The organism is Enterococcus sp. DIV1537a (assembly GCF_051712085.1).
Classification (GTDB): Bacteria; Bacillota; Bacilli; order Lactobacillales; family Enterococcaceae; genus Enterococcus; species Enterococcus faecalis.
In genome coordinates this window covers 642,087-665,951 of sequence record NZ_JBIOOE010000001.1, presented here as the reverse complement: position 1 = coordinate 665,951, position 23,865 = coordinate 642,087, and the positions used below count along the sequence as shown (strand labels likewise).

Annotated in this window: 21 protein-coding genes; 7 read left to right on the top strand and 14 right to left on the bottom strand. The window is 37.2% G+C overall.

The features are described 5' to 3' along the window. Positions 1–35: 35 nt before the first annotated feature. From IGJ41_RS03335 to IGJ41_RS03310, 6 genes are all read left to right on the top strand, one after another. Positions 36–926 carry a ring-cleaving dioxygenase gene (locus IGJ41_RS03335; RefSeq protein ID WP_101008691.1) on the top strand — a complete coding sequence of 297 codons (891 nt, stop codon included), beginning with the start codon at positions 36–38 and terminating at the stop codon, positions 924–926. 626 nt (positions 927–1,552) lie between these two features. Next, positions 1,553–2,746 (top strand): betaine/proline/choline family ABC transporter ATP-binding protein, encoded by a 1,194-nt coding sequence (locus IGJ41_RS03330; RefSeq protein WP_002355745.1) that lies wholly within the window; start codon positions 1,553–1,555, stop codon positions 2,744–2,746. Between the two features lie 3 nt (positions 2,747–2,749). Continuing rightward, positions 2,750–3,385 carry an ABC transporter permease gene (locus tag IGJ41_RS03325; RefSeq protein WP_002355744.1) on the top strand — a complete coding sequence of 212 codons (636 nt, stop codon included), beginning with the start codon at positions 2,750–2,752 and terminating at the stop codon, positions 3,383–3,385. A 2-nt stretch (positions 3,386–3,387) separates the two neighbouring features. Then, positions 3,388–4,308 (top strand): osmoprotectant ABC transporter substrate-binding protein, encoded by a 921-nt coding sequence (locus IGJ41_RS03320; RefSeq protein WP_033625275.1) that lies wholly within the window; start codon positions 3,388–3,390, stop codon positions 4,306–4,308. Positions 4,309–4,311: 3 nt separating this feature from the next. Further along, positions 4,312–4,974: an ABC transporter permease gene (locus tag IGJ41_RS03315; RefSeq protein WP_153854259.1), complete on the top strand. Its 663-nt coding sequence runs from the start codon at positions 4,312–4,314 to the stop codon at positions 4,972–4,974. A 71-nt stretch (positions 4,975–5,045) separates the two neighbouring features. Beyond that, positions 5,046–5,510 (top strand): GNAT family N-acetyltransferase, encoded by a 465-nt coding sequence (locus tag IGJ41_RS03310; protein ID WP_086281139.1) that lies wholly within the window; start codon positions 5,046–5,048, stop codon positions 5,508–5,510. 37 nt (positions 5,511–5,547) lie between these two features. Here IGJ41_RS03310 and IGJ41_RS03305 read toward each other — a convergent pair whose 3' ends face one another. From IGJ41_RS03305 to IGJ41_RS03285, 5 genes are all read right to left on the bottom strand, one after another. Then, positions 5,548–7,371: an APC family permease gene (locus tag IGJ41_RS03305; RefSeq protein ID WP_002379167.1), complete on the bottom strand. Its 1,824-nt coding sequence runs from the start codon at positions 7,369–7,371 to the stop codon at positions 5,548–5,550. Positions 7,372–7,668: 297 nt separating this feature from the next. Beyond that, the gene (locus IGJ41_RS03300) at positions 7,669–8,838 is read right to left on the bottom strand and encodes a cation diffusion facilitator family transporter (RefSeq protein ID WP_002386999.1); all 1,170 of its coding nucleotides are present in this window, start codon (positions 8,836–8,838) and stop codon (positions 7,669–7,671) included. Positions 8,839–9,058: 220 nt separating this feature from the next. After that, the gene (locus IGJ41_RS03295; RefSeq protein ID WP_173963944.1) at positions 9,059–11,764 is read right to left on the bottom strand and encodes a YhgE/Pip domain-containing protein; all 2,706 of its coding nucleotides are present in this window, start codon (positions 11,762–11,764) and stop codon (positions 9,059–9,061) included. Between the two features lie 120 nt (positions 11,765–11,884). Continuing rightward, positions 11,885–12,115, bottom strand: coding sequence for a hypothetical protein (locus IGJ41_RS03290; RefSeq protein ID WP_002355737.1), 231 nt, complete (start codon positions 12,113–12,115; stop codon positions 11,885–11,887). A gap of 78 nt (positions 12,116–12,193) precedes the next feature. Then, entirely contained in the window at positions 12,194–12,946 is a 753-nt protein-coding gene (locus IGJ41_RS03285) for a tyrosine-protein phosphatase (RefSeq protein ID WP_142961167.1), read from the bottom strand. 173 nt (positions 12,947–13,119) lie between these two features. Between IGJ41_RS03285 and IGJ41_RS03280 the strand changes: the two genes are divergently transcribed. Beyond that, positions 13,120–14,598: a helix-turn-helix domain-containing protein gene (locus tag IGJ41_RS03280; RefSeq protein ID WP_438713872.1), complete on the top strand. Its 1,479-nt coding sequence runs from the start codon at positions 13,120–13,122 to the stop codon at positions 14,596–14,598. 54 nt (positions 14,599–14,652) lie between these two features. On the opposite strand, the gene lepB is transcribed toward IGJ41_RS03280, so the two are convergent. The 9 genes from lepB to IGJ41_RS03235 form a co-directional block, all read right to left on the bottom strand. Beyond that, positions 14,653–15,402: a signal peptidase I gene (gene lepB, locus IGJ41_RS03275; protein ID WP_173963947.1), complete on the bottom strand. Its 750-nt coding sequence runs from the start codon at positions 15,400–15,402 to the stop codon at positions 14,653–14,655. Between the two features lie 58 nt (positions 15,403–15,460). Next, positions 15,461–15,787 (bottom strand): hypothetical protein, encoded by a 327-nt coding sequence (locus IGJ41_RS03270; RefSeq protein WP_142961169.1) that lies wholly within the window; start codon positions 15,785–15,787, stop codon positions 15,461–15,463. Next, a complete protein-coding gene (locus IGJ41_RS03265) occupies positions 15,768–17,063 on the bottom strand; it encodes a hypothetical protein (protein ID WP_202524483.1) in 1,296 nt (431 codons plus the stop codon). Before IGJ41_RS03265 ends, IGJ41_RS03270 begins: the two co-directional genes overlap by 20 nt. Before the next feature lie 24 nt (positions 17,064–17,087). After that, positions 17,088–17,783, bottom strand: a complete 696-nt coding sequence (locus tag IGJ41_RS03260) for a hypothetical protein (RefSeq protein WP_153854253.1) — start codon at positions 17,781–17,783, stop codon at positions 17,088–17,090. Positions 17,784–18,104: 321 nt separating this feature from the next. Then, positions 18,105–18,482 carry a type II toxin-antitoxin system PemK/MazF family toxin gene (locus tag IGJ41_RS03255; protein WP_002355729.1) on the bottom strand — a complete coding sequence of 126 codons (378 nt, stop codon included), beginning with the start codon at positions 18,480–18,482 and terminating at the stop codon, positions 18,105–18,107. A 15-nt stretch (positions 18,483–18,497) separates the two neighbouring features. Further along, the gene (gene alr, locus IGJ41_RS03250; protein WP_438713868.1) at positions 18,498–19,613 is read right to left on the bottom strand and encodes an alanine racemase; all 1,116 of its coding nucleotides are present in this window, start codon (positions 19,611–19,613) and stop codon (positions 18,498–18,500) included. Positions 19,614–19,642: 29 nt separating this feature from the next. Then, positions 19,643–19,996 carry a holo-ACP synthase gene (gene acpS / locus IGJ41_RS03245; RefSeq protein ID WP_002355727.1) on the bottom strand — a complete coding sequence of 118 codons (354 nt, stop codon included), beginning with the start codon at positions 19,994–19,996 and terminating at the stop codon, positions 19,643–19,645. Positions 19,997–20,627: 631 nt separating this feature from the next. Further along, complete coding sequence (gene cshA / locus IGJ41_RS03240; RefSeq protein WP_002355724.1) at positions 20,628–22,175, bottom strand: degradosome RNA helicase CshA; 1,548 nt, start codon at positions 22,173–22,175, stop codon at positions 20,628–20,630. Positions 22,176–22,477: 302 nt separating this feature from the next. After that, a complete protein-coding gene (locus IGJ41_RS03235) occupies positions 22,478–23,851 on the bottom strand; it encodes a UDP-N-acetylmuramoyl-tripeptide--D-alanyl-D-alanine ligase (protein ID WP_153854251.1) in 1,374 nt (457 codons plus the stop codon). Between the last annotated feature and the right edge of the window lie 14 nt (positions 23,852–23,865).

Sequence of the window (23,865 nt, the reverse complement as noted above, 5' to 3'; positions counted from 1 at the left end):
TAAGTATACATAGTTATTTAGAGGAGGAACTCAAAATGCATGCTCAATTTCATCATGTTTCACTATTAGCGCGTCATGGTCAAGAAAACCAATCATTCTATACAAAATTGTTAGGCTTACGCTTTGTCAAAAATACCGTAAATCAAGACAACAATCGCATGCCTCATTATTTTTATGGCGATTATCAAGGCACACCGGGAAGCTTAGTAACTTTTTTTATCGTACCCTTATTAGGCAACCGCTATGAAGAAAAAAATTATTTAGCCACGATTGGCTTAAAAATTCCCCAAAACAGCCTTTCCTTTTGGGAACAACGTTTAACAGAAAACAAAATTCCATTTAATAAAAAAGAAAAGAGCCTCCATTTCAGTGATCCAGATGATACGCATATTATCCTGACAGAAGTTCCTGAAAATCCATTAAAAGAAACACTCGTTGTTTCTAACGACATTCCAGCAGCGGTTCAAATTATCGGTTTGGCCTCTACTGAATTTCATGTACCAGATTCTGAAAAAACCTTGGCCTTTTTTGAAACATTTCTTGGTTGGCAAGCAGTTGGCAATACGATTATTTTGAGTGAGACGGAAAGCTTTTCTGTTCATCAAACAACGTCGGATAAAACAAGCCGAATGGGGCGTGGCAGTATGGATCATATTGCTTTTTCTGTGGCTGATGATGAAGCATTACAAGAACTACACACGCGCGCTTTAGCACAAGGCTGGGAAATTGAAATGTATGTAAGTCGTGAATATTTTAAAAGTTTATACATTCGTGAACCAGGCGGGAATCGGGTTGAATTTGCTACTTTGGCTCCTGGCTTTACATTGGATGAGCCTCTAGAACATTTAGGGGAAACGTTGGCTTTACCGCCTTTTTTAGAACCAAAACGGACTGCAATTGAAGCCAACCTCTACAAAGACATGTAACCAACGCTTTAGAAAACAACGGAAGACGGACGTAATAATCGGTGACAAAATTACGTCCGTCTCTCTTCCCCTATGTTTGAATGTTTGAACAAGAGAATAAAAAATGACCTTCAGATTTTTCTGAACGTCATTGCACATTCCATAAAAAGCATCCTTCGTTCTTCCACTTCTTACTTCTTAAAAAAACTGGTAATTTTTTCAAAAATTCAGTAAAATAAAAGTGATCAATGGTTTCCATTGATTGAACGGGCAACTTGATGGTCCACTTGCACAGGTGACTATTCAAGGCTTCGTGATTTAGTTGCCGCTAAATCATGAAGCGCCTTTTTTTATTTTATTCCCTTGTTCTCTTTCCATTCTAATGAAAAACTCAGCTCCCGTCAACTTGCTATAAAGGACACTTTTCTTTGTTATAGCGGCTTTTTCCCCTTCTCAGAATACTCTTTTTAACATCTTGTTTCGTTCAGACAACTTTTACTAAACAATAGTTGTCTTTTCTTTTTTTTAGAACGAATTAAAAAATTTTTACCGCCTTCTTTTTCCCATTAAAAATAGATTACATTTGTCGAAATCGCATTTTTATAGCATACTAGTAATAAGATACATTTTCAAAATATTTAGTTGAGGTGAGTAAGTTGATAGAATTTCAGCATGTATCAAAATTTTATAAAGGCGGAAAAGTCGCCGTTGATGACATTAATTTGTCTTTCGATAAAGGTGAATTTATCTGCTTCATCGGAACAAGTGGTAGTGGAAAAACAACATCAATGCGGATGCTTAACCGCATGACCGACCCTTCAAAAGGAAAAATTTTAATTGATGGCCAAGATATTCAAAAAATCAATCCTGTAGAGCTACGTCGCCAAATTGGCTATGTCATTCAAAATATCGGCTTGATGCCTCACATGACCATTCGTGAAAATATCGTTTTAGTGCCTAAATTATTAAAAGTACCTGTGGAAGAACGCAATAAGATAGCCGAAAAAATGATTGATTTGGTTGAGTTACCACGAGAAATGTTGGACCGCTATCCCAATGAACTTTCTGGGGGACAACAACAAAGAATCGGCGTTGTGCGGGCTTTAGCTGCCAATCAAGATATTATTCTAATGGATGAACCTTTTGGTGCTTTAGATCCTATCACCCGTGATTCATTACAAGATTTAGTGAAAGATTTGCAAGAACGTTTAGGAAAAACGATTGTCTTTGTTACCCATGATATGGATGAAGCGTTGAAATTAGCAAATAAAATTGCCATTATGAGCGAAGGCAAAGTAATTCAATTTGACACACCAGATAATATTTTACGTCATCCAGCCAATGAATTTGTAGAAGAACTCATCGGAGAAGATCGCTTATTACAAGCCAAACCTGATTTCACCACTGTTGATGAAGTCATGTTAAATTCAGCTATTACTATCACGCCGGAAAAATCTTTACAAGAAGCGATTAAATTGATGCGTGAAAAACGGGTTGATACCTTATTAGTTGTTGATAATTCCCATGTGCTTAAAGGCTTTATCGATGTTGAAACATTAGATCAGCAACGTGGCAAAGCTTCTAGTGTTGGTGATATCTTGAATAAAGATGTCTTCTTTGTTCAAAAAACCGCTCTTTTACGTGATGCTTTACAAAGAATCTTAAAACGCGGCTTAAAATATGTGCCAGTCGTTGATGAACAAAAACGAGTGGTGGGCATCTTAACACGTGCTTCCCTTGTTGACATTGTTTATGATGTTATCTGGGGCGATGAAACAACGATTAGTGAAGCTGTAGAAGCAAAACAAAGCGAGTCCGAAACTGATAAAGAGGAGGCGTAAGCAATGAGTAGCTTCTTTCAAGAATATGGATCAGAAATGATTTCAAAAAGTATTGAACATATTTATATTTCATTCTTTGCACTTTTATTAGGGGTCGCTATCGCTGTGCCCGTTGGCGTTTGGTTAACACGTTTGCCCAAAGTAGCCAATATTGTCATTGGTTTAACAAGTGCCTTACAAACGGTTCCTTCGTTGGCTTTATTAGCTTTGATGATTCCAATTTTTGGTGTCGGCAAAACACCCGCTATTATCGCGCTATTCATCTATTCCCTTCTACCTATTTTAAGAAACACGTATATCGGAATGAAAAATGTCGATGAAAATTACCGAGATGTTGCTAAAGGCATGGGCATGACCAATTTACAGTCTATTTTTAGTGTTGAATTACCCATTGCCATGCCAACAATTATGGCCGGCATTCGTTTAGCTGCTGTCTATGTCATTGCTTGGGCTACACTGGCTTCTTATATTGGTGCAGGTGGTCTTGGTGATATGATTTTCAGTGGATTAAATAACTATCAGCCAGAATTAATCTTTGGCGGGACTATTCCAGTAACTATTTTAGCACTTTTAGCAGATGTTCTTCTTGGATTATTAGAAAATCGTTTAACGCCAAAAGCTTTAAGGGAGGGCGAATAATGATGAAAAAGAAACTCAAGTTAAGCTTACTCTTCTTAAGCAGTTTACTTTTATTGGCAGGTTGTTCTTTACCTGGTCTCGCTTCAACTTCTGACGATAACACTGTTGCCATTACAGGTGGGATTACTTCAGAAGCGCAGATTTTAGGGAGCATTGTAGCGGATATGGTTGAGCATTACACAGATAAAAAAACAAATGTGATTAACAACTTAGCCACTACTACCATCAATCACCAAGCAATGATAAACGGAGATGCCTCAATTTCTGCAGCTCGTTATACTGGTACTGACGTGACTACTACGCTTGGTTTGCCAGCGGAAAAAGACCCTAAAAAAGCATTCAATCTAGTTCAATCAGAATTTGAAAAACGTTATCAACAAACTTGGTTCCCTTCATATGGATTTGAAAATACTTATGTATTCTTAGTTACAAAAGAAACGGCTGAGAAATACAATTTAAAAACAGTCAGTGATTTAGGGAAAGTCGCAGACAAATTAGTTGCTGGTGTCGATACTGCGTGGATCACACGTGAAGGCGACGGTTATGAAGGCTTTAAAAAGGAATACAACTTCCAATTTAAATCTATTTTACCAATGCAAATTGGCTTGGTGTACGATGCAGTCAACGCTGGAAAAATGGACGTTATCTTAGGTTACTCAACAGATGGCCGGATTGGTAGTTACGATTTAGTCATGTTAAAAGATGACAAGCGCTTTTTCCCGCCTTATGATGCCGCTCCTGTGGTTAGTGACAAATTATTAAAAGAAACGCCGGAAATTAAAGATGTCTTAAATCGCTTAGATGGTAAAATTTCTACTAAAAAAATGCAAGAATTGAACTATCAAGCAGATAATGATTTAATTGAACCTGCGGTCGTAGCCGAACGTTTCTTAAAAGAAAATAACTATTTTGAGGGGGAGTAACAGATGAATAATATGAATTTATTCCAACAATTTATCTACTATTTCCAACAAAATGGCGGCTACGTCTTTCAACAATTTTTACGTCACTTTTTAATTTCGATTTATGGCGTAATCTTTGCTGCAATTGTCGGGATTCCTATCGGGATTATGATTTCACGTAAACGTAGCTTAGCCAACTGGATTATCCGTTTAGCGAACATTATCCAAACAGTACCAGCTTTGGCAATGCTTTCGATTTTAATGTTGGGAATGGGCTTAGGCGTCAACACGGTGGTTGTAACGGTCTTCCTTTATTCTCTCCTACCAATCATCAAAAATACGTATACTGGCATGATTCAAGTAGATCGCAATATTTTAGATGTTGGTAAAGGAATGGGTATGACAAAACTACAACTTCTTTATATGGTCGAGTTACCTTTATCTGTTTCAGTAATCATGGCAGGTATTCGAAATGCGTTAGTCGTCGCAATCGGGATTACTGCGATTGGTGCTTTCGTTGGTGCTGGTGGTTTAGGGGATATTATTATTCGTGGAACTAATGCCACAGATGGTGCTTCTATCATTTTAGTCGGTGCCTTACCAACGGCCTTTATGGCGATTATCACAGATTGGGTTCTAGGGATTATTGAACGTCGTTTAGACCCAGCTAGCAAACATTCCAATTAATAAAAAATACAGAGCAGATCCAACATTGTTTCTTTTCAATGGGATCTGTTCTTTTATCTAGGAGATCAATAATGTCTAACTATACTATTACCGATTTAAATCAACAACCACACTTAATTCCGTCAGCTGCTCAATGGTTTAGCCAAAAGTGGCAAATCCCCGCTGAAGCGTATCAAGCAAGTATGCAGGAAATGCTAACTAGCGAAAACCACGTACCACATTGGTGGGTCTGCTTGAATAAGCAGCAGGACATCGTTGCAGGCGTGGGCGTAGTTGATAATGACTTCCACAATCGTGCAGACCTTACGCCAAACCTTTGTGCATTGTATGTCGAACCAACATTTCGTCACCAAGGCTTAGCAGGAATTCTTTTAACAACAGTTGTTGATTCTCTTGCTAATTCTGGATTTAAAAAGCTTTATTTGCTTACAGACCATACTACTTTTTATGAAAGATATGACTGGGAATTTTTGACAATGGTAACCACCGAAGAGCAGTCTTGCGCTAGAATTTATCAAAAACAATTACGTCAATAAAAAAAGTCTGCCATCAAAAGATGGCAGATTTTTTTATTTATTTTTTCAAGTGATAACTATAGGTAGCCACAATAATATTTTCCCGCCACGCTAAACGAATCCGCAAGCGTAAACTTGTTTGGTTATGCAAAATATTTTGCCAACGTTTATTTGGTACAAATTGTGGTACTAAAACTGTTGTACTGTAGTTATGCTTCGTGGCATTTTTACTAACTAAATCAACATAACGTAAGATAGGGTTTTGCAGTGAGCGATACGAAGAATGGACAATTGATAGACGAACGTCCGGGAAGTGTTTTTTAAACTCTTCCTGAATTTCTTTTTCCTTTTCAACGTTTTCATCCATTGAGACATGCATGGCAACAACATAATCACCAATGGAACGCGCATAGTTCAAGGCGCCGACATTTGCCTTGGTTACGTTCCCTACTAAAACAATAACTGTATTCCCGTCAAACTCATGTAACTGTGCCCCATCTTCTAAACGTAGCTGTTCCGCCACATTTTTATAGTGAGTATTGACCCGATAAAATGCATAAATCAACACTGGCATAATAATAAAAAACGGCCAGATGTCCCCTAATCGATAAATAAACAAAATGGCGATAATCGCGAAAGAGATAAAGGCGCCGACAATATTAGCAATTGATTTTGGCAACCAATTTTTAGTTTCTTTTCGCCATTTTACAACCATCCCCGATTGAGACAAAGCAAACGGAATAAACACACCAATTGAATATAATGGGATTAAACGTTCTGTGGAACCTTGGAAAATCAATAATAAAACAATGGAACCAGCAGCTAAAGTTAAAATACCGTTTGAATAGCCTAAACGGTCGCCACGATCCATATACATATGCGGCATAAACTTATCTTTGGCTAAGTTATAAGCCAAAACTGGAAAGGCTGAGAATCCTGTGTTAGCAGCAACCGCTAAAATTAAGGCTGTCGCAAACTGTAATAAATAATATAAAATATTTTGACCAAAGACCGCTTTCCCAATTTGTGAAAGAACTGTCACTTCTTCTTTTGGCACAATCCCATACCAATAGTTAATAAACGTAATCCCCACGAAGAAGAACCCTAAAATCGTTGCCATTAACGCTAACGTCCCAGCAGCATTTTTTGCTCGTGGTTTCTTAAAGAATGGCACTGCATTACTGATTGCTTCAACCCCTGTTAAGGAAGAAGAACCAGATGAAAACGCCCGTAAAACTAAGGCAATAGAAATTCCTGGAACCACGGCTCCTGGTAAAGCTGTCGCATTCAATGGCTGTGCGCCAGTCACAATTTTAAATAGCCCAACAACAATCAATAAGGTAATAATTGCGATAAAACTATACACTGGCAACATTAAGAACGAAGCAGATTCTCGCAGGCCTCTCAAGTTCATTAAGGTAATCAATATCACAATCCCAATAGAAATTGCTACTTGATGACCATATAACGCCGGAATCGCCGATATAATCGCCTCTGCGCCCGCTGAAACTGAAACGGCTACTGTTAGCATATAATCGACTAACAACGAACCACCAGCCAATAAACCGGCATTTCTGCCGAGGTTTTCACTACTAACAACGTATGCGCCGCCGCCATGCGGATACGCATGAATAATTTGTCGGTACGACAATGTTAAAGAAATAAGTAAAATAATAACAAATGCAGCAATTGGCAATGAATACCAAATCGCAGCCGCCGACAAAGTAACCAGAACCACCACTATTTGTTCTGTACCATACGCAATGGATGAAAGTGCATCAGAAGATAACAACGCAAGCGCTGCAAATCTGCTTAATTTATGTTCATCATTTTCGGCTGATTTCAATGGTTTCCCAATGAACAGTCGTTTTAAATCCGCCATTTTTTTCTACTCCTTTTCTCTAGAGTGACCCGCTCACTTTTTTCATTATTTTTTATCAAACAAATCCATATGCTACGCTTCTCACAATGAAAAGTCAATTGATTTTTGTTACTGAAAAAGATAAAAAAATCACCATCTTTTTTTAATCAGACACTCATTTAAAGTCCCCCGCTTCCTTTATCTTATCAAGAGAATCCAGATAACAAAAGGATTTGCATTCTCTAAACAAAAAAGCGAGAGCTAAAAGTCTATTTGACCTTTTGGCTCACGCTTAAAAACTTAGTTAATTATTCCCTTTTATTGTAACAAGTACGTATGATCGAAGGTAATTTCCACTTTATAACGACCAATTTTTTCATAAACTTGCCGCTGAATTTCCACACCCAGTTCAAATTCAGATAATTTTGATTCTGTAGGTAAAACCAAGTCGAACAAAATCTTCGGCTCTTCGCCATGGGTAACTAAGCGGATATCATGGACTTTTAAAGACGCATCAAAAGAACGAATAATCTTTTTGATTGTTTGATGAACAAATTGTTGTGTTGGGTCATACAAATTCACTGGATCAATATGACAAACAAGATTAACATCCAACTCTTCTTTAAACTTCGCTTCAATCGCATCGATTGTCTGATGGGCCTTATTTAAATCCCAGCGATCATCAATTTCAATGTGAACAGACGCAAACGTTTGGCTAGGACCATAATTATGAATCAGTAAATCGTGATACCCTACAATTGTTTCCATTTTTGATAAGACATTTTTCATTTCATCAATTTCTGTTTGGCTCGGACGCATGCCCATCAACTCATTAATAAATTCGCGAATTAACTGCAGCCCACTATAAATAATATATGCAGCAATTAAAAAACCAATATATCCATCAATTCGCAAACCAGTGACGCCTTCAATAAATGCAGAAATCAAAACAGCTAATGTAGTATAAACATCATTAAAGCTATCCTTAGCAGAAGCAACTAATGCTTGAGAATCAATTTTTGCTGATACTTTTTTGTAAAACAGCCCTTGCCAAATTTTAATCCCAATTGACAAAGCTAAAACAGCAAATAAAATGGGTGTCACCTTGATTGATTCTGGATGCAGGATACGATCAACGGAGGTCGTTAGAAACTCAAACCCAATAAACGTAATCACTAATGATACAAGCATTCCACTAATATATTCAAAACGTTCATGGCCATAGGGATGTTCTTTATCCGCTGGCTTACCAGCAATATAAAAACCGACTAATGTTAAAACTGAAGAAATAGTATCGGACAAGCTATTAATGGCATCTGCCATGATTGAAACACTACCTGAAAGCAAGCCAATCATAAATTTACTAACGAATAAAAATAAATTAGAAACAAGCCCAATCCGCCCGGCAAAAGCACCGAATGCTGTTCGTTTTTCCAATTTACGACGTTCAATTTTTTTCTCATATCGTTGAAGCAATGCTTGAATCATTTTACAACCCCTACCCACTTTTTATTTCTTAAAAAAATACTATAAAACCTTTTTATACATTTGTACACAAAAAACCTCACTTTCTGAGGGAGATTTTATTATTTAGCATTGCCAAAAAGTCAAAAGCAAGAGCCCCCAAAACTTCTTTGTTAGGGTTGCCTTGAAAATAAAGAAAAACAAAAAGCCGAAAACGCTAGAGACGTTTTCAGCTTTTTGTTTTTTAATGGAATAAATGGCTCTTTTGTGCTAAAGCCGCAAATTTTTTCGATCTGTGTTCCAGATGTGGATAAAGAATTGCGCCGCCAATACTAAAGACGACTGAAATCCCCACCATAATCCAAATGGCAAACCAAGCATTTGGCCAGTAAATGCCTCCTGCTGATTCCCTTAGCAAGTTCACGGCATGCGTAAACGGCAAGAACGGATTAATCATTTGGAAGAATTTACCTGAGACTTGAATTGGGTAGTTCCCACCCCCACCAGAGATGGATAGTACCAAGATTATTATCGCAATTCCTTTCCCTACATTGCCAAAGAGAGCAACAAGCACATAAACCATTATCATAAACGTAATGGCAATCAATACCGCAAACCAGACACTATACGCTGGATTACGAACATCTACGCCTAACGCAAAGTAATTACCTAAGGTTACAATCAGTGCTTGACCAATCCCCATGACAATGAAGGTAAACATCCGTGCTGAAAATTGTTCCCGTTTAGAAAAGCGTTTTTTATCTTTTCCTTCAAGATAAACATCTGTTGTCGCAACACTTGAGAATAACACAGCGCCAACCCATAAACACAAAGCTGTATAGAATGGGGTACTTGCCGAACCATTATTAGCAATCGGATAAACAGCATGTTCTTTGACTTCAACTGGTTGTGTAAAGAAGTCACTTTCTTTATTGGCATCTAATTTTAGTAATTTAAGAATTTCGCCTAAATCAACTTCTTTTTCACCTTTACGGATTGCATTCGCTGCTTTGTGTAATCCTGTTTTGATATTTGGCCAATCATTAATAATTAGCTCGTTGGCTTTGTCCAAGGCCGCTTCAACATCTGGCATTTTCTCATTGACTGTTTTCAAGGTATTCGTTAAATCTTTTCGGATACCTGGATAGTCATTTTGCATAAAGGCTGCCGCTTTGCTGACTTTATCTTGAATGACTGGTAAATCGTTTTTATACAAATCAGCACCACGATTAATGCCATTGACAATGGTTTCCATATTGCCATTCAACATCGTATTCGCATCATGAATTTCTTGTTTAATTGCCGGCATTTCGGCTTGATATTTTTCTAATAAAGAAATCGCATTAGTGACCGTTTGACTTGTTGAACTCAATAACCCTTCAAAGTCAATTTGTTGCGCTTTGTTTAGTTGGCCTTGAGCGTTTTGGATGGTACTAATTAGTTTGTTTAAAATGGTTGAAACGGTATTACTAATTCCGTTTACATCAACACTGCCCACAATACTAGAAATATTAGTTGCCATTGCGTCAATCTCATTTAAATAATTTTGTACTCCAGAGATATCACCCGCTTGGACTAAAGCATTTAATTGATTCAAGCGATTGCTAAAATCTGTTAATAAATCATTTACATGGCTTAATTGAGCAATCGCACCATCTAAGTCATGATTACCAGCATTTTCTTGGAGTTGTTTCATAAACGCAATAATGTCGTTAATTGCTTGCTGTTGCCGTTGGATATTAGTTGTGAAATCTTGTACTACTTCATTAATATGTTGTTTTTCTTCTGGCGTTAACTGTCCATCATCTAACGCTTGACGAATAGTCGCGACTACAGAAGTTGTTGTTGTAGCAACTTGCTGGATAGATTTCAAAGTCACTTCAACGCTATTCGTAATGCTTGGTAACGCCTCTTGCAATTTATTGGCGCCATCTAATGTGACATTCCCTAAATCATTGGCTTGATCACCTAGTTTACGAATATCTGGTAACGCCGTTTGGACTTGTTGAATGATTTCTAATCCTTGTTTTGCTTCTTGGATTCCTTCGCTCATTGTTTGTTCCACAGAAGCAAAGTCTTCATCAATCATAGCAATTTGTCGGCCAGCGTTTTGAATTTCTGGAATTTTTTCTTGTAACGTCAAAATAACACTAGCTTGTTCTTTGATGCTTGGCATTTTGCCATTTAGCTCAACAATCTTCTCTCCTAAAGCATCAACTTCAGGTAAATATTTCATCGCATCGTTGGCTTTCGCTAATTTTTCTTTTAGCTCAGGCATCTTACCATGTAAGTCTGTGACTTGTTTCGCGTACGTGTCAATGGTTCCAATGTTGGCATCTGTATCTAAAATCATGCTCTTAACTTTTTGAATGCTAACCATGTTTTTATCAATATCATAGCCAATATCATTGAATGTTTTGATTAACGTACTACTTGCCGTTTTAATGAATTCTTCCGAAATTTGTGACTGAATGGAAGAGGCGCCTTTTGACGTAATTTTCGGCGCAATTGCATTAATTTTTTCATTGATTGAGTATTCAATTTTAGGTTTATTGATATCACCAGAAGTAAAACTTAGCAAATCTTTGGAAAAATCTTTAGGTAAATAAATCCCGGCAAAATATTTTCCTGATTGGACCCCTTTGTCTAATTCCTTTTTCGAATCAACAAAACGCCAACCTAATTGCTTGTTTTTCTTCAAGTTTTTCAAGACTTCATCACCAATATTGACCGATTTATCTTGAAAAGTTGCTGTTTGGTCATCACTATAGACCGCTATTGGTAACTCTCCTGTATTTGAATACGGATCCCATAGTGCTTTAATGTTAAACCATGCATATAATGATGGAATAATCATTAAGGCAACAATCAAAAATGTTGCTACTGGGTTTTTAAAAATTCTTTTCCAATCTAAAATAAATAGTTCCCATGTATTTTTTATATGTTTCATAAAATCACCTGCTTTTTTTTGTGCCTGAATAACTTTAGCATAAAATACAAGAGAATAACAAACAAAAGCTTGAATGTTACGACACATTTTTAAAATGTCGTAAGTTCAAGCTAAGATTGTTTATTTCATATTTTTAGAAAATTCCGAAACGACTTGTTTAACTTCATCAATGGCTTCTGGTTTTAAATAAGCCAAAAGTTTTGGTGCTTTTGTCATCAAGTACATTTTATCTAATTTGCCTGTTTGTTGGCGTTCAAACATTTCTGCAAGTAGCGCTTGCATTTTTTCTTTTTTATCTTCTTTTGTTCGATCTAGTATGAACGTTAAGAATTGTTCTTGTCCTTCTTTCATTCCCTATCCCTCCTTACAAACAGATTCTTTTCTATTATAAAACTTCTTTTTTAGAAAGGATAGTCCTTTTTTTAGGATCTATGATTTTGTGTACAGACTTAGCATGTCTTTTTTGGCGGATAAAGGTAAGCCGAGTCCCTCTTTTAAATAGCCCTCTACCGAACCAAATTCTTTTTCAATCGCCTGTAAAGCGGTCGCTAAGTACTCTTTTTTCACATAAAGCAGCGTTTCTAATTGTTGAATTTCTGCTGGAGGCGTTCCATTTGCTTGATATTGCGCAATAATTTGCTCGTTAGCAGCTTTTCTTTGCTCGTTCGTCTTTAAATAATCTTCTAAAATATAAGAATGTTCCACACCTAAAGCACTTAATATCAAGGCTGCGCCGATTCCTGTTCGATCTTTTCCTGCGAAACAATGAAATAAAATAGCTTCCTGTGGATAACTTAAAAAGTTTTCAAAAAATGTTTGGTAACCTTTGCGCCCCGAATTGGAAAGAACCATTTCTTTATAAGCCATGTCCATTGCTGCATCGGGTGAACCAACCGTTTTAAGCATTCCTTCTAATGAAGCGGTCTGTGCCTGAATATCGGCCAAAATATCTATATGTAAATAGTCGGTTCCTTGAATTGAATCATCTGGTCGTTCTTGCGTTTCTGCTGCACTTCTAAAATCATAGATTCGTTTAATTTGATAGTCCTCTACCAGTTTCTGTTGATCCGCTTGTGCAATATTGACGAGTTCCCCACTCCGAAAAAAATGCCCTGTCTTGACGGATGTGCCTTGTTGCGTTGGAAATCCTCCGATATCTCTAAAATTCACTACGCTGTTCATATTCTGTCGCTCCTTCATTTTAATTATTTTGTTGTCATTTAAATACTTTGTTTTTTCTTTTTATTTCTTTTTCTCAATGATAATAAAAAACACTTCAAAAAACAATCTTTTTATCAGTTGTTTATTGCCATTTTATCATAGATACAGTATTCTTAAAAGAGAGGTGAGCAACGATGTTAAAACGAGATTTTTTAGAAAAACCGTATGATTATATGAATGATATTCTATTGTTCCTATATAATAATAAAGGCCAAGCGACACGAAATGAATTAGTAGATTTTTTCAATATTAGTTTACCAACATTGAATGAATATCTTTCTTTTTTAGAACAATTTTTGAAAGAAGAGCAACTCCAAGAAAGCCTCACCATGACTGTACTAGGTGATACCCTTTATCTAAATAAAGCGCCAACCTTTTCCATGAAAGCAATGATCATGTTGTTCTTGAATAAATCTATTAAGTTTCACATGGTTCAGCAACTCTTTCATAAAAATAAAATAAATGGCGGGTATTTTCAACAGAATTATGCCATCAGCTCTGCTACCTATTATCGAAAAATTGTTGAATTAAATGACTTACTCAATGAGTTTAATTTATGTATCAAACGAGGAAAACTTATCGGCGAAGAAAAACAAATTCGCTTTTTCTTTTTTAATTTTTTCTGGTTTATCTTTGAAGAAAAAACAGATTTAGAAAAAGAACTGGCCAATCAATACCTAGGATTAATCGAGATATTACAAGAAATCCCCAGAATTACCTTTGACCATATAGAAATTCTTCAAATTAAGCTTTGGATGAAAATTTCTTTTCGTCGTATGGTTTTAGAACCTCTGCCAACGATTAGTCCGCATGATGCGCAACTCGATCGACCTTTATTTGAAGAAATTAATTTATCTATACATACATATATGAAAAGAATCGACCGTCCATATACAATCAACGAAGCCTATATGTTTTATGACTTTTTCTGTTCCATGCATAATTATTCTGCGAATGCTGCTTTCGCCTTTCGTTTAGCAAAACAACAACGAATTGAAAAAACGTATCTTAACGAAATGAACCGGGTCATTTTAACGTACCTTAAAGCACGTGGTTATTTATCCCATTACGTGCTGCCTATTCGGCTACTTTATATTGAAAATTTACTTTTCCAATTACATGCGCAACTCTATTATTTTTCAGGATTTATTTTACCCTTTGATTATTGGACAATTCAGTCACTTTTGAAAGTCTTACGTCATCCTTTTAGCGAAAGTGAAGTTTACGAATTAGTGGAGATCGCTACAACGAACTTTGCCACAGAAGCCACTACTTCTAAGTACCAAAATCAATTTACTGAAATTAATTATACGCTTATTTTGAATCACATTGCTGAATTGAATGAAAAAAAAATAACCATTGGCGTTTATCACTCACTGAGCAGTGCCTATAGCGAGCTGGTAGCACAAAAAATACAACAGAGTATCGCTGGAAAATATCCGCTGAAAATTGAGCCTTACAACGCAGAAAACCATTATGATTTGCTTTTAATGAATAGCAATAATGAACAACTCGTTGCCCAATATGACCATTACTATATTTTTTCGGATATTAGTAATCGTTATGACCTGCAATCAATTGAAAAAATCATTCAATTGTTATTGGGAAAATAACCTCTAATAAGAAAAGCTTAAGTGCCCGACTCTCAGATGGCTGACTTAAGCTTTTTATTTTACTTTCCCTATTTCCTTAAACGGCGCCATTTTAAACACCACGATGCCTTCAATCGTCTGTATCTCGACAAAGCCGAACGTACGACTATCACTTGAATGCGTACGATTGTCCCCTAAGACAAAGTAATGACCGGCTGGAATCTTCTGAAACAGACGAAATTGGGCTGCTGCTTCTTCTGATAAGTCAAAACGACTGGCATTCTCAGGCAGTGCCTCATTATCGTTTGCTATAGGTTCTTCTGAAAGATAAAGTTTTCCCTCGTTTACCCAAATTCGATCACCAGGAACCCCGATAATTCGCTTGACGTACGTACCTTTGCTAGCTAGCGGTGCTTTAAATGCAATCACATCGTACCTTGTTACTTGCTTCGTCCGTTGTACTAAGACTCGTTCCCCTGCGTTAAGTGTCGGCTTCATGGATTGCCCAGCAATTGGGTAGCTAGATGTCTTTAAAATAAAAAAGAACACAAAAATGGCGAAAAGAATAGCTGGCATAAAAAATCTAACGACTTGGATGCGCTGTTTCTTTTGGTAGGCTTGCCGCTTTTTTTTAATCTCTTCAGCGGTCATTTTTCTTTGCGGACCTCTTATTGATTGATGGTTATCTGTTTGCTCAAGCAAATATTCCGTTGCTTTGTTAGTCTTTTGCTTTTTTAGCTGATATGTCGCAGGCAACTTTTGCTTCAAGAAGGCGCGCTTAATGTGGCGAATTGTTCGCATAACTGGCTTTATCCATTCTTCCATCGTTTTCTTAAAAGGAAAAGCTCCTTAAATAAACTTTTCCTTTCTTTACTCCTTTTTTCTATTTGACTAATTGCGTTCCTTTTTTTATATAACTACTACGTAACTGGTTTTCCTTCATAAACTGATTCAGTGGTTTCTGCGCATCTTGTGCCAGCTCCCAGATACTTTGATTTGCTTCTACAAGATATTCGCTCTTCTCTGTTACTATGTTTTTCCTGATAAGCGGTTGCCTTAGCGACTGCTCTTCCTTTGAGATAGCAGCAGCCTGTAATCGTTCTGCAGAGCCACTTAGTGTAACAGCTAAAAAAAGGACTCCAAGACAATGTAGTTTCCTTGCTCCCATTAACTTTTTACTGACCATTTTATTAATAATTATCTTGTTCAAGACGTGTCAGTTTAGTTAAGCGTTCCTCTAATTCTCGATAAATCTCAAGCACTTCTACTTTTGACGCTTCGACTTCATTCGAAATACTTTTCGCTCGGTTACCAATATTTAACATTTCTAATTCTGCAGAATTAATTAGGTGTTTTGCTTCTACTTTTGCTTCATTAACAATCCGATTGGCTTCTTTTTTGGCAGAAACCATCACTTCGCCAATTTCTTGTTGCGATTTTAAAGCCTCTTCTTGTAATTGCTGATTTTTCATTAATAAATCGTTAATTTGCTGTTTTGCACGTAGCAGTTCTGTTAACTGCTCACTACTCGGTTCAATATTTTTTGAAACGGCTTGTAGTGTCTTCAATTCTTTTTGAACTTGTTCTAAACTGTCTTCTTTGGCCTCTACTTCTTTTCTTAGAGCAGCTAATTCCCCTTCGTAAACTTGCTTTTCAGCAAGATGTTTGTCATTGACACCTTGCAATCGCCCTAATTTTACTTCCGCTTCATTTTTTTGCTGTAAACTATTTTGAAGCTCATTCTTTAACTCCTCCATGCGTTGTTGCACAATCACTTCTTGTTGGGCAGCCTCTTGTAAGGTTTGTTTTTCGGCTTCTACTTTTTGTAATTGTACAGTTAGTTTTTCAATTTGTTCCTGCAATGCTTGTTGAGTCGTTGTACTTTCTTCTAATTCTGTCGTTAACGTTTCTACTTGCTTTTCCATTCCTGTAATATCCCCTTTTTTCTCCAACTTTCCTTTTTCTTCTGCTAACTGGTTGTGTAATGTCTGGATATGTTGTTGCTGTTCAGCCGATTCTTTTTCTAATTCTGCCACTTGCTGCGTTAATTCACTTTCTAAACGTTCCATTTGATTATGTACAGTGGTTAATTGTTTTTCTGCGTTTTGCAGATTTGTTTGAAGAGTAGTAGCCTCTGTCGTGGTTTCACTGTTTGTTTCCAGTTGCTCTTCCAATTCAAAAATTTCATGTTCTTTTTGATTTAGTGTTTCAAGTAATGCCTGATTTTTTTCTTCTAATGCTTGTTTTTCCGTTTCTTGTTGGTTCTTTAATTGCTCATTTTCTTCTTGAAGTTTTTTAAAGGCTGTTTCTTTTTTCTGATAGTAGGCGAGCCTTTCTCTTAACGTCGCCATTTCTTTTTCCTGTTGTTCTGGTTTGATTCCGCTAATTATTTTTTCTGGTTCGAATCCTGGCTGAAAAAAGACTTCTTTTTCAAGCGTATCATCCGAAATATCTTTAATTTTTTTGATTAAACGTCTTTTTGTCATTTATATGTCCTTTCTCTCGTCCTTTTAACTAATCACGACAGGCTCCAAATTTGTTTCAAGTGTCTCACGAGCATACGTATCAATGGATTTGACAAGGGTTTGCTCTTGATCTCGATAAGTAAAATTAAAATCAATCATGGTAATTTCTTTGACTGAATTCAATGCTGAAATAAGTGCTAAAATGTTGTCTTGGGCTGTTTGAAATTCATGGTAACTTAAACCAACTGAAAAAACAGACAGTGTCAAGGTTTGTGTTTTTTCACTTCTAATTATTGTGATACTCGTCTCTCCGAGGTAAGGACGCCATTCACGCGCTAATTGTAATTCATAATTCGTCAAGACAGCGGCCGATTCTGTCGAAACAGCTTGCTTCCAGGGAAACTGGTTTAAGGCTGTTTTTTTAATTGCTTGTTTTTTTATTTTGTCACCTTGAGTAGCTTGGCCCTGTGCCAAACGCTCGATCCGCTGTTCCATGCGGATATTTCGTTGATTTAATTGATAATATGTATAAACAATTCCTAACAATAATACGCTAAGTAGACAAACACTAAACAATAAATAAATCATTAAACGACTATTTTTCTGATACTTATAGAAATTTATTTTCCTCTTTAATGTCCGGTCCTCTGAATCCAGTTTTTCGACAAGTAATCGCAAATACAATTGATAGCTTACAAATAAAAATAAGCAACTACTCATTAAAAGTACAACAATCATCATACAAATATAATCTCCTTTATGTCATCACTCGACAATCAAAACTTGTAAAATCACCTGTTACGCTCTTTAAAAACTCTATATAGTATTGATTGTAACATTCCGTTTGAGCCTTGCCAACAACTTTATTTAAAATAAGATGATAAAAATTTGAATTTTATATTTATATTTTAATTTTTTAAATACAAAACAAAAAAACAAGAGAGATGCCACTTGGCTATCCCTCTCGCTTTTACTCAAACTATGTTTAGCAAACCAAATTCAATCAGTTGCTTTTTCAAAAATTCAATTCGTCTTTGTTGATTTCATAGTAGCTATCGTTCTTTATGTAGCTGAATTTGCTTTTGCTGGGGCTGAATCGCTACTAAGTCCAACACTGATGCCTAAGGCACGATCAACTTCTTCCATAATATCAAGTCTCAAATGACAAACTTTTTCTTTCAAGCGGCCCTTATCGATTGTTCGAATCTGCTCTAAAAGAATCACTGAATCTTTTTCAATGCCTGTTTCATCAGAATTAATCCCGATATGTGTTGGCAATTTTGGCTTTGCCATTTTGGCTGTGATCGCCGCAACGATAATCGTTGGGCTAAAATGATTACCTAAGTTATTTTGGACAACAAGGACAGGTCTGACGCCACCTTGTTCCGAGCCCACTACTGGGGAAAGGTCTGCAAAATAAATATCTCCGCGTTTGACCATAGTGGAACCTCCTATCTAGTTATATTCTCTGGGGATTCTTTGTGAGAAAGTACATGCAACTTCATAATGAATGGTTTCTAATTTTTCGGCTACCATTTGTAACGTATTTTCTTCATTGCCATCTTTTCCAACTAATGTAACGACTGAGCCGACAGGAACTTCTTCTGCTAAACGAATCATACATTGATCCATACACACTCGTCCAACGATTTCGCAACGCTTGCCATTCACGAGCACTGTAAATCCTTGGAGATGACGCAACCAGCCATCTGCATAACCGATTGGCACTGTCCCAATCCACTCTTCGGATTCAGTCACGTAGGTTTCGCCATAGCCAATTCCTTCGCCAGCCGCTAAGCGTTTTACATGGATGAGTTCACTGGTCAACCTCAAGGCCGGCTTTAACGCATAGCTTGGGGCCAGCTTATTACCTGAAGGGTTCAACCCATACATGGCTACACCATAGCGAATCATGTTTCCTGGCACATCAGGATGCCATAACGCTGTCGCACTATTGCTAACATGGACATACTGAGGTAACTCTTCTAAAACTGCTAGAACAGCCTTAAAACGCCCTGCTTGTTTTTCAAAATAGCTTGTATCGATTTCATCAGCTGTTGAAAAATGAGTGAAAATCCCTTCCCATAAAAATTCTTTGTGGGATTGAACAAACCGCACTGCTTGCTTAGTCTCTTCTGGGGTTAAAAAGCCAATCCGTCCCATGCCAGTATCGACTTTTAAGTGAACACGTAATGGCGTGTTACTCTCAGGCGTTAGTTGTTGAAGAGCAGCTTCTAACCATTCTTGTGTAGCTACCGTTACAGATAAATCATATTGAATCAACAAAGGCACATAAGCTAAGTCTACCACACTCAAAATTAAAATGGGGTCCTGAACACCTGCTTCTCTCAATTCAATTGCTTCATCCAATAAGGCGACACAAAAACCTGTCGCGCCACCTTTTTTCGCCGCTTTGGCGGATTCTACGGCGCCATGCCCATAGCCGTTCGCTTTTACAACCGCAAATAAAGAAGTTCCTTCTGGCAAACGTTGACATTCATTTTGGACATTTTCAGTGATTGCTTGCGTATCGATATGTAACCGTGTAGGACGATGCCATCCAACGACCATTGTACATCCTTCTTTCTTCGTTGCTTCTGTTATTCGCTTTCTAAAACAATTTGTGCAATCGCCATAGTATCTGTGTGCGTAATCGAGACAAACACTTTACCATTATGGGGCGAATTTGCTACGTACGGTGCACCTGTCTTTTCAGTCAGCACCTCAATATCTTGTAAACCAACTTTACCAATCCCTGTGCCCCATGCTTTAGAAAACGCTTCTTTACAAGCAAAACGACCAGCTAAAAATTCTATTTGACGTTTTGTAGATAACTTTTCAAAAAGGGTCAATTCGTTAGGTGTTAAAACCCGTTGAATAAACGATCCTTGTTTTTCAACAATCGGTTTTATCCGACTTAATTCTACTGCGTCAATACCAATTCCCTTTATCATTTTCCGCCTTACTTCCTATTTAATATAGTTACTACGAATTACCTTTCATTTTAACAAAATTTCAAAATTTTTCCACTGATTCGCTAAAAAAATAAAGAATGTTTTACAAGATCCTCACACAAATTGAAGTACCATACGTTTTCTTCCTATTTACATTTTTATAAAATTTTTCTGAATTTTTATAAAAGTAAGACAACAACTAAGAAGTATCGGAAAAAAATCAGGAAACTAAGCGGATATTCTGATATTTTATAGCAAATTTTGGCTACTTATGGGAGAATAAAAAGAAAAAGGAGAAAAATGTATGACTTTAACTTCTCGGCAAAAAAAGTTACTTCGTTGCGCCCTATTTATTTTTACTTTGTTGCTCTACATATTTCCAATCTTCTTTAAAAATCCCAGCCTATTTTTTCTCTTGCAACTGGTTTGGATTATAACCATTCATTTGCTACAACAAAAACTGAAACTCTTCAGTCTAACTTCCTCGTTGAAAACTTGGATGATTTTGGCGTTTTTCTTTTTTTATATCATTTTGATGCCTTTTTTACTTTTTTTGAGTTTTTCTATTTAACGATTATCTACCAAAAAAGAGCGAGTGTTCCGTTCATAGACGGAACACTCGCTCTTTTGATTATTTAGCGTTTTCGCGAATGACGAAACCACGTTTTTTATCGTTATGACGTTTGCCGCCACGTTGATCTTTATTTTTGCGGTCGCTATTTTTGTAATTACGGTCGCCATCTTTATGGTTTTTGTTGCCACGATAGCTGCCACCTTTACCATTGCCACCACGGTTGCGATTACGGTTGTTCCCACCGCCACCACCACGGCCATTTTTGTTAAAGCCTTTTTTATTTGAAGGCAATGGTCGTTCTGGGGTAATTTTTACAGGAACCGCATCTGCTGGATCTTTCGCTACTGTTTTTAATAATAACGCAGCTAAGTCTGTCGCTGAATATTTTTCTAATAATGCTTCAGCAGATTCTAGATATTTGTCTAAACCATTTTCTTCTAGATCACTTTCGATGGTTTCAACAGCTGCACTTAATTGTCCTTTAAATGCTTCTTTTTCGGTTGGTGGACGTAATGGTGTCATCCGTTTTTTCGTTAGGTTTTCGATGACATGTAAGTAACCCATTTCGTTTGGTGTTACAAACGTCACAGACATACCGCCTTTACCAGCACGACCTGTCCGACCAATACGGTGAACATAACTTTCTGGATCTTGTGGAATATCGTAGTTATAGACATGGGTGACACCTGAAATATCTAACCCACGTGCTGCTACATCTGTTGCCACTAAGATATCTAAGTTACCATTTTTGAATGAACGTAAAACGCTCATCCGTTTTTGTTGTGATAGGTCGCCATGGATGCCTTCTGCTTTGTAACCACGCGCTTCTAACCCGCGGGCAAGTTCATCAACACGGCGTTTTGTCCGACCAAAGACAATGGTCAATTCTGGGGTTTGCACGTCTAGTAAACGTGTCATAATGTCAAATTTTTCAAAGTCTTTTGAACGTACATAATATTGATCAATTAAATCAGCCGTCATTTCTTTGGCTTTAATCTTCACATGTTCTGGTTGTTTCATGAATTTCACGCCAATATTCTTGATTGCTGGCGGCATAGTTGCTGAAAATAGAAGTGTTTGACGTTGTTCTGGCACTTGTGAGATGATTTTTTCAATGTCTTCCAAGAAGCCCATGTTTAACATTTCATCTGCTTCGTCTAAAACTAATGTTTCAACAGTTTCTAATTTCAAGGTACGACGGTTAATATGGTCTAGTAAACGTCCTGGTGTACCTACAACGATATGTGGACGATCTTTTAGTCCACGGATTTGGCGACCGATATCAGCCCCACCGTAAACGGCTTGGACGCGAATCTTTTTATCGCGGCCTAAACGGAATAACTCTTCTTGTGTTTGGATAGCCAACTCACGGGTTGGTGCAATGACTAATCCTTGAATAACGCGGTTGTCTGCGTCAATTTTGTTAAGCATTGGTAAGCCAAAAGCAGCGGTTTTCCCTGTTCCTGTTTGTGCTTGTCCGATTACGTCTTTTCCTGCTAACGCTAACGGAATTGTTTCTGATTGAATAGGGGTTGCTTCCTCGAAGCCTGCGCGTTCTACCGCTGATAATAATTCTGGCGCTAAACCAAGTTCTTTAAATTTCAAATGATATCCTCCTAGATTTTGTTTCGGAAAGAACGATTTCTTCCTAGTTTCAGGTGTCTTCACTTTCAGTTGTTAAAAAGAAATCCATTATAGTGTGCCAACTATTTCTTCTTTCCTGATTTCACCGAAAAATTCACCTTATGGCATTAGAAAAGCCAAACGTGGTCGTTCAGCTTCACATTTATTATTAAACATAGAAATAGATCTATTTTATTTACTACGATTCAATTTTTCTCGTCATCTTCCGGCAATAGGTCATTCTATCATAGAATCCCATTTTCAGCAAGTTTTATGAAACTTATTTACTTTTCCAAAAGTGCATCGATGACTTCACGAAGTCCCATCCCGTTACTTCCCTTTAAAACCACCATGTCTTCTGGCTGTAAGACTTTTTTGACAGCTTCAATCAACTCATTTTTTTCTTCTTTTTTAAAAGAATGAATGTTAGCTGGTGCATAGGTTTCTTGCAATTTATCAGCTAAATAAGCCATTTCAGAACCATATAAAAAGACTTCTTCAATCGCATCTGGGGCTAAATGCTGCGCCATTGCTTGATGCATGGCAGCAGAATCAGGACCTAATTCCAGCATGTCTCCTAAAACAGCAATTCGTTTTCCTACTTTGGACATTTTGCTAAAACTGTCCAGAACAAGACCCATAGCTGTCGGATTGGCATTGTACACATCACTTAAAATTTCGGCCCCATTCGCTGCTTTCAGCCATTCTGTCCGATTCTTTGTTAGTTCCGCTGTAGCCAACCCTTTTTGAATCTCACTATCCGTTAATTGGAAATACCGACCAATCCCAATTGCGATTAATGCATTGGTGACATTATAGGTTCCTGGCACTGGAATCGTAAACATCATTTGTGTATCACTGATTTTGAATGAGGTTTGCTCTTTGGCTTCATTTGTGACGATTCCTTGAAGTTGACTTTCCTGGCTAAAACCAAAAGTAATCACTTGTTGCGTAACTTTTTCCACCAATGGTTCTAGCAAAGGTTCATCGCTTGGCACAAATAAACTACCGTCTTTGGCTAAACCATCTACGATTTCCATTTTTGCTTGTGCAATGCCTGCTCGTGAGCCTAAATTTTCCACATGGGCTTCGCCAATCATTGTGATGGCAGCAACTTCTGGCTGAGCCAGATTGGAAAGGAAAGAAATTTCCTGAGCGTGATCCATGCCCATTTCTAAAATCAGTTTTTCTGTTTCATCAGGCATGTGTAAAATAGTATAGGGTAAGCCAATTTGATTATTGTAATTGCCTTGCGTTTTGTAAGTCACAAACTTTTCAGATAACACAGCAGCAATCAAATCTTTAGTGGTGGTTTTTCCATTACTACCAGTCACAGCGATGACATTCGGTTGCATTTTATTTAAATAATAGGTAGCTAATTTTTGCATAGCAACCAGCGGATCAGTAACATGCAAAACAGGCAATTGTTGCGGTGCATCGACTAAATCCTGTCCCCAAAAAGCGGCCTGACAGCCATTAGCCATGGCACTCTCAATAAAACGATGACCATCATTTTCACCTTGTAAAGGAACAAAGAGGTTTCCTTTCACAATTTTACGACTATCAAATTCAATGCCTGTTAAAGGAAAATCAGGCCATTGTTGCCAATCATTACTGGCTTCAACTGCTTGCGCTACTTCCCAGAAGGTTAATTTCATTATGTTTTGCTCCT

Coding starts and splice junctions, on each gene's coding strand:
- IGJ41_RS03335 (WP_101008691.1), top strand. CDS start 36: ATGCATGCTCAATTTCATCATGTTTCACTATTAGCGCGTCATGGTCAA.
- IGJ41_RS03325 (WP_002355744.1), top strand. CDS start 2,750: ATGAGTAGCTTCTTTCAAGAATATGGATCAGAAATGATTTCAAAAAGT.
- IGJ41_RS03320 (WP_033625275.1), top strand. CDS start 3,388: ATGAAAAAGAAACTCAAGTTAAGCTTACTCTTCTTAAGCAGTTTACTT.
- IGJ41_RS03315 (WP_153854259.1), top strand. CDS start 4,312: ATGAATAATATGAATTTATTCCAACAATTTATCTACTATTTCCAACAA.
- IGJ41_RS03310 (WP_086281139.1), top strand. CDS start 5,046: ATGTCTAACTATACTATTACCGATTTAAATCAACAACCACACTTAATT.
- IGJ41_RS03305 (WP_002379167.1), bottom strand. CDS start 7,371: ATGGCGGATTTAAAACGACTGTTCATTGGGAAACCATTGAAATCAGCC.
- IGJ41_RS03300 (WP_002386999.1), bottom strand. CDS start 8,838: ATGATTCAAGCATTGCTTCAACGATATGAGAAAAAAATTGAACGTCGT.
- IGJ41_RS03295 (WP_173963944.1), bottom strand. CDS start 11,764: ATGAAACATATAAAAAATACATGGGAACTATTTATTTTAGATTGGAAA.
- IGJ41_RS03290 (WP_002355737.1), bottom strand. CDS start 12,115: ATGAAAGAAGGACAAGAACAATTCTTAACGTTCATACTAGATCGAACA.
- IGJ41_RS03285 (WP_142961167.1), bottom strand. CDS start 12,946: ATGAACAGCGTAGTGAATTTTAGAGATATCGGAGGATTTCCAACGCAA.
- IGJ41_RS03280 (WP_438713872.1), top strand. CDS start 13,120: ATGTTAAAACGAGATTTTTTAGAAAAACCGTATGATTATATGAATGAT.
- lepB (WP_173963947.1), bottom strand. CDS start 15,402: ATGGAAGAATGGATAAAGCCAGTTATGCGAACAATTCGCCACATTAAG.
- IGJ41_RS03265 (WP_202524483.1), bottom strand. CDS start 17,063: ATGACAAAAAGACGTTTAATCAAAAAAATTAAAGATATTTCGGATGAT.
- IGJ41_RS03260 (WP_153854253.1), bottom strand. CDS start 17,783: ATGATGATTGTTGTACTTTTAATGAGTAGTTGCTTATTTTTATTTGTA.
- IGJ41_RS03255 (WP_002355729.1), bottom strand. CDS start 18,482: ATGGTCAAACGCGGAGATATTTATTTTGCAGACCTTTCCCCAGTAGTG.
- alr (WP_438713868.1), bottom strand. CDS start 19,613: ATGGTCGTTGGATGGCATCGTCCTACACGGTTACATATCGATACGCAA.
- acpS (WP_002355727.1), bottom strand. CDS start 19,996: ATGATAAAGGGAATTGGTATTGACGCAGTAGAATTAAGTCGGATAAAA.
- IGJ41_RS03235 (WP_153854251.1), bottom strand. CDS start 23,851: ATGAAATTAACCTTCTGGGAAGTAGCGCAAGCAGTTGAAGCCAGTAAT.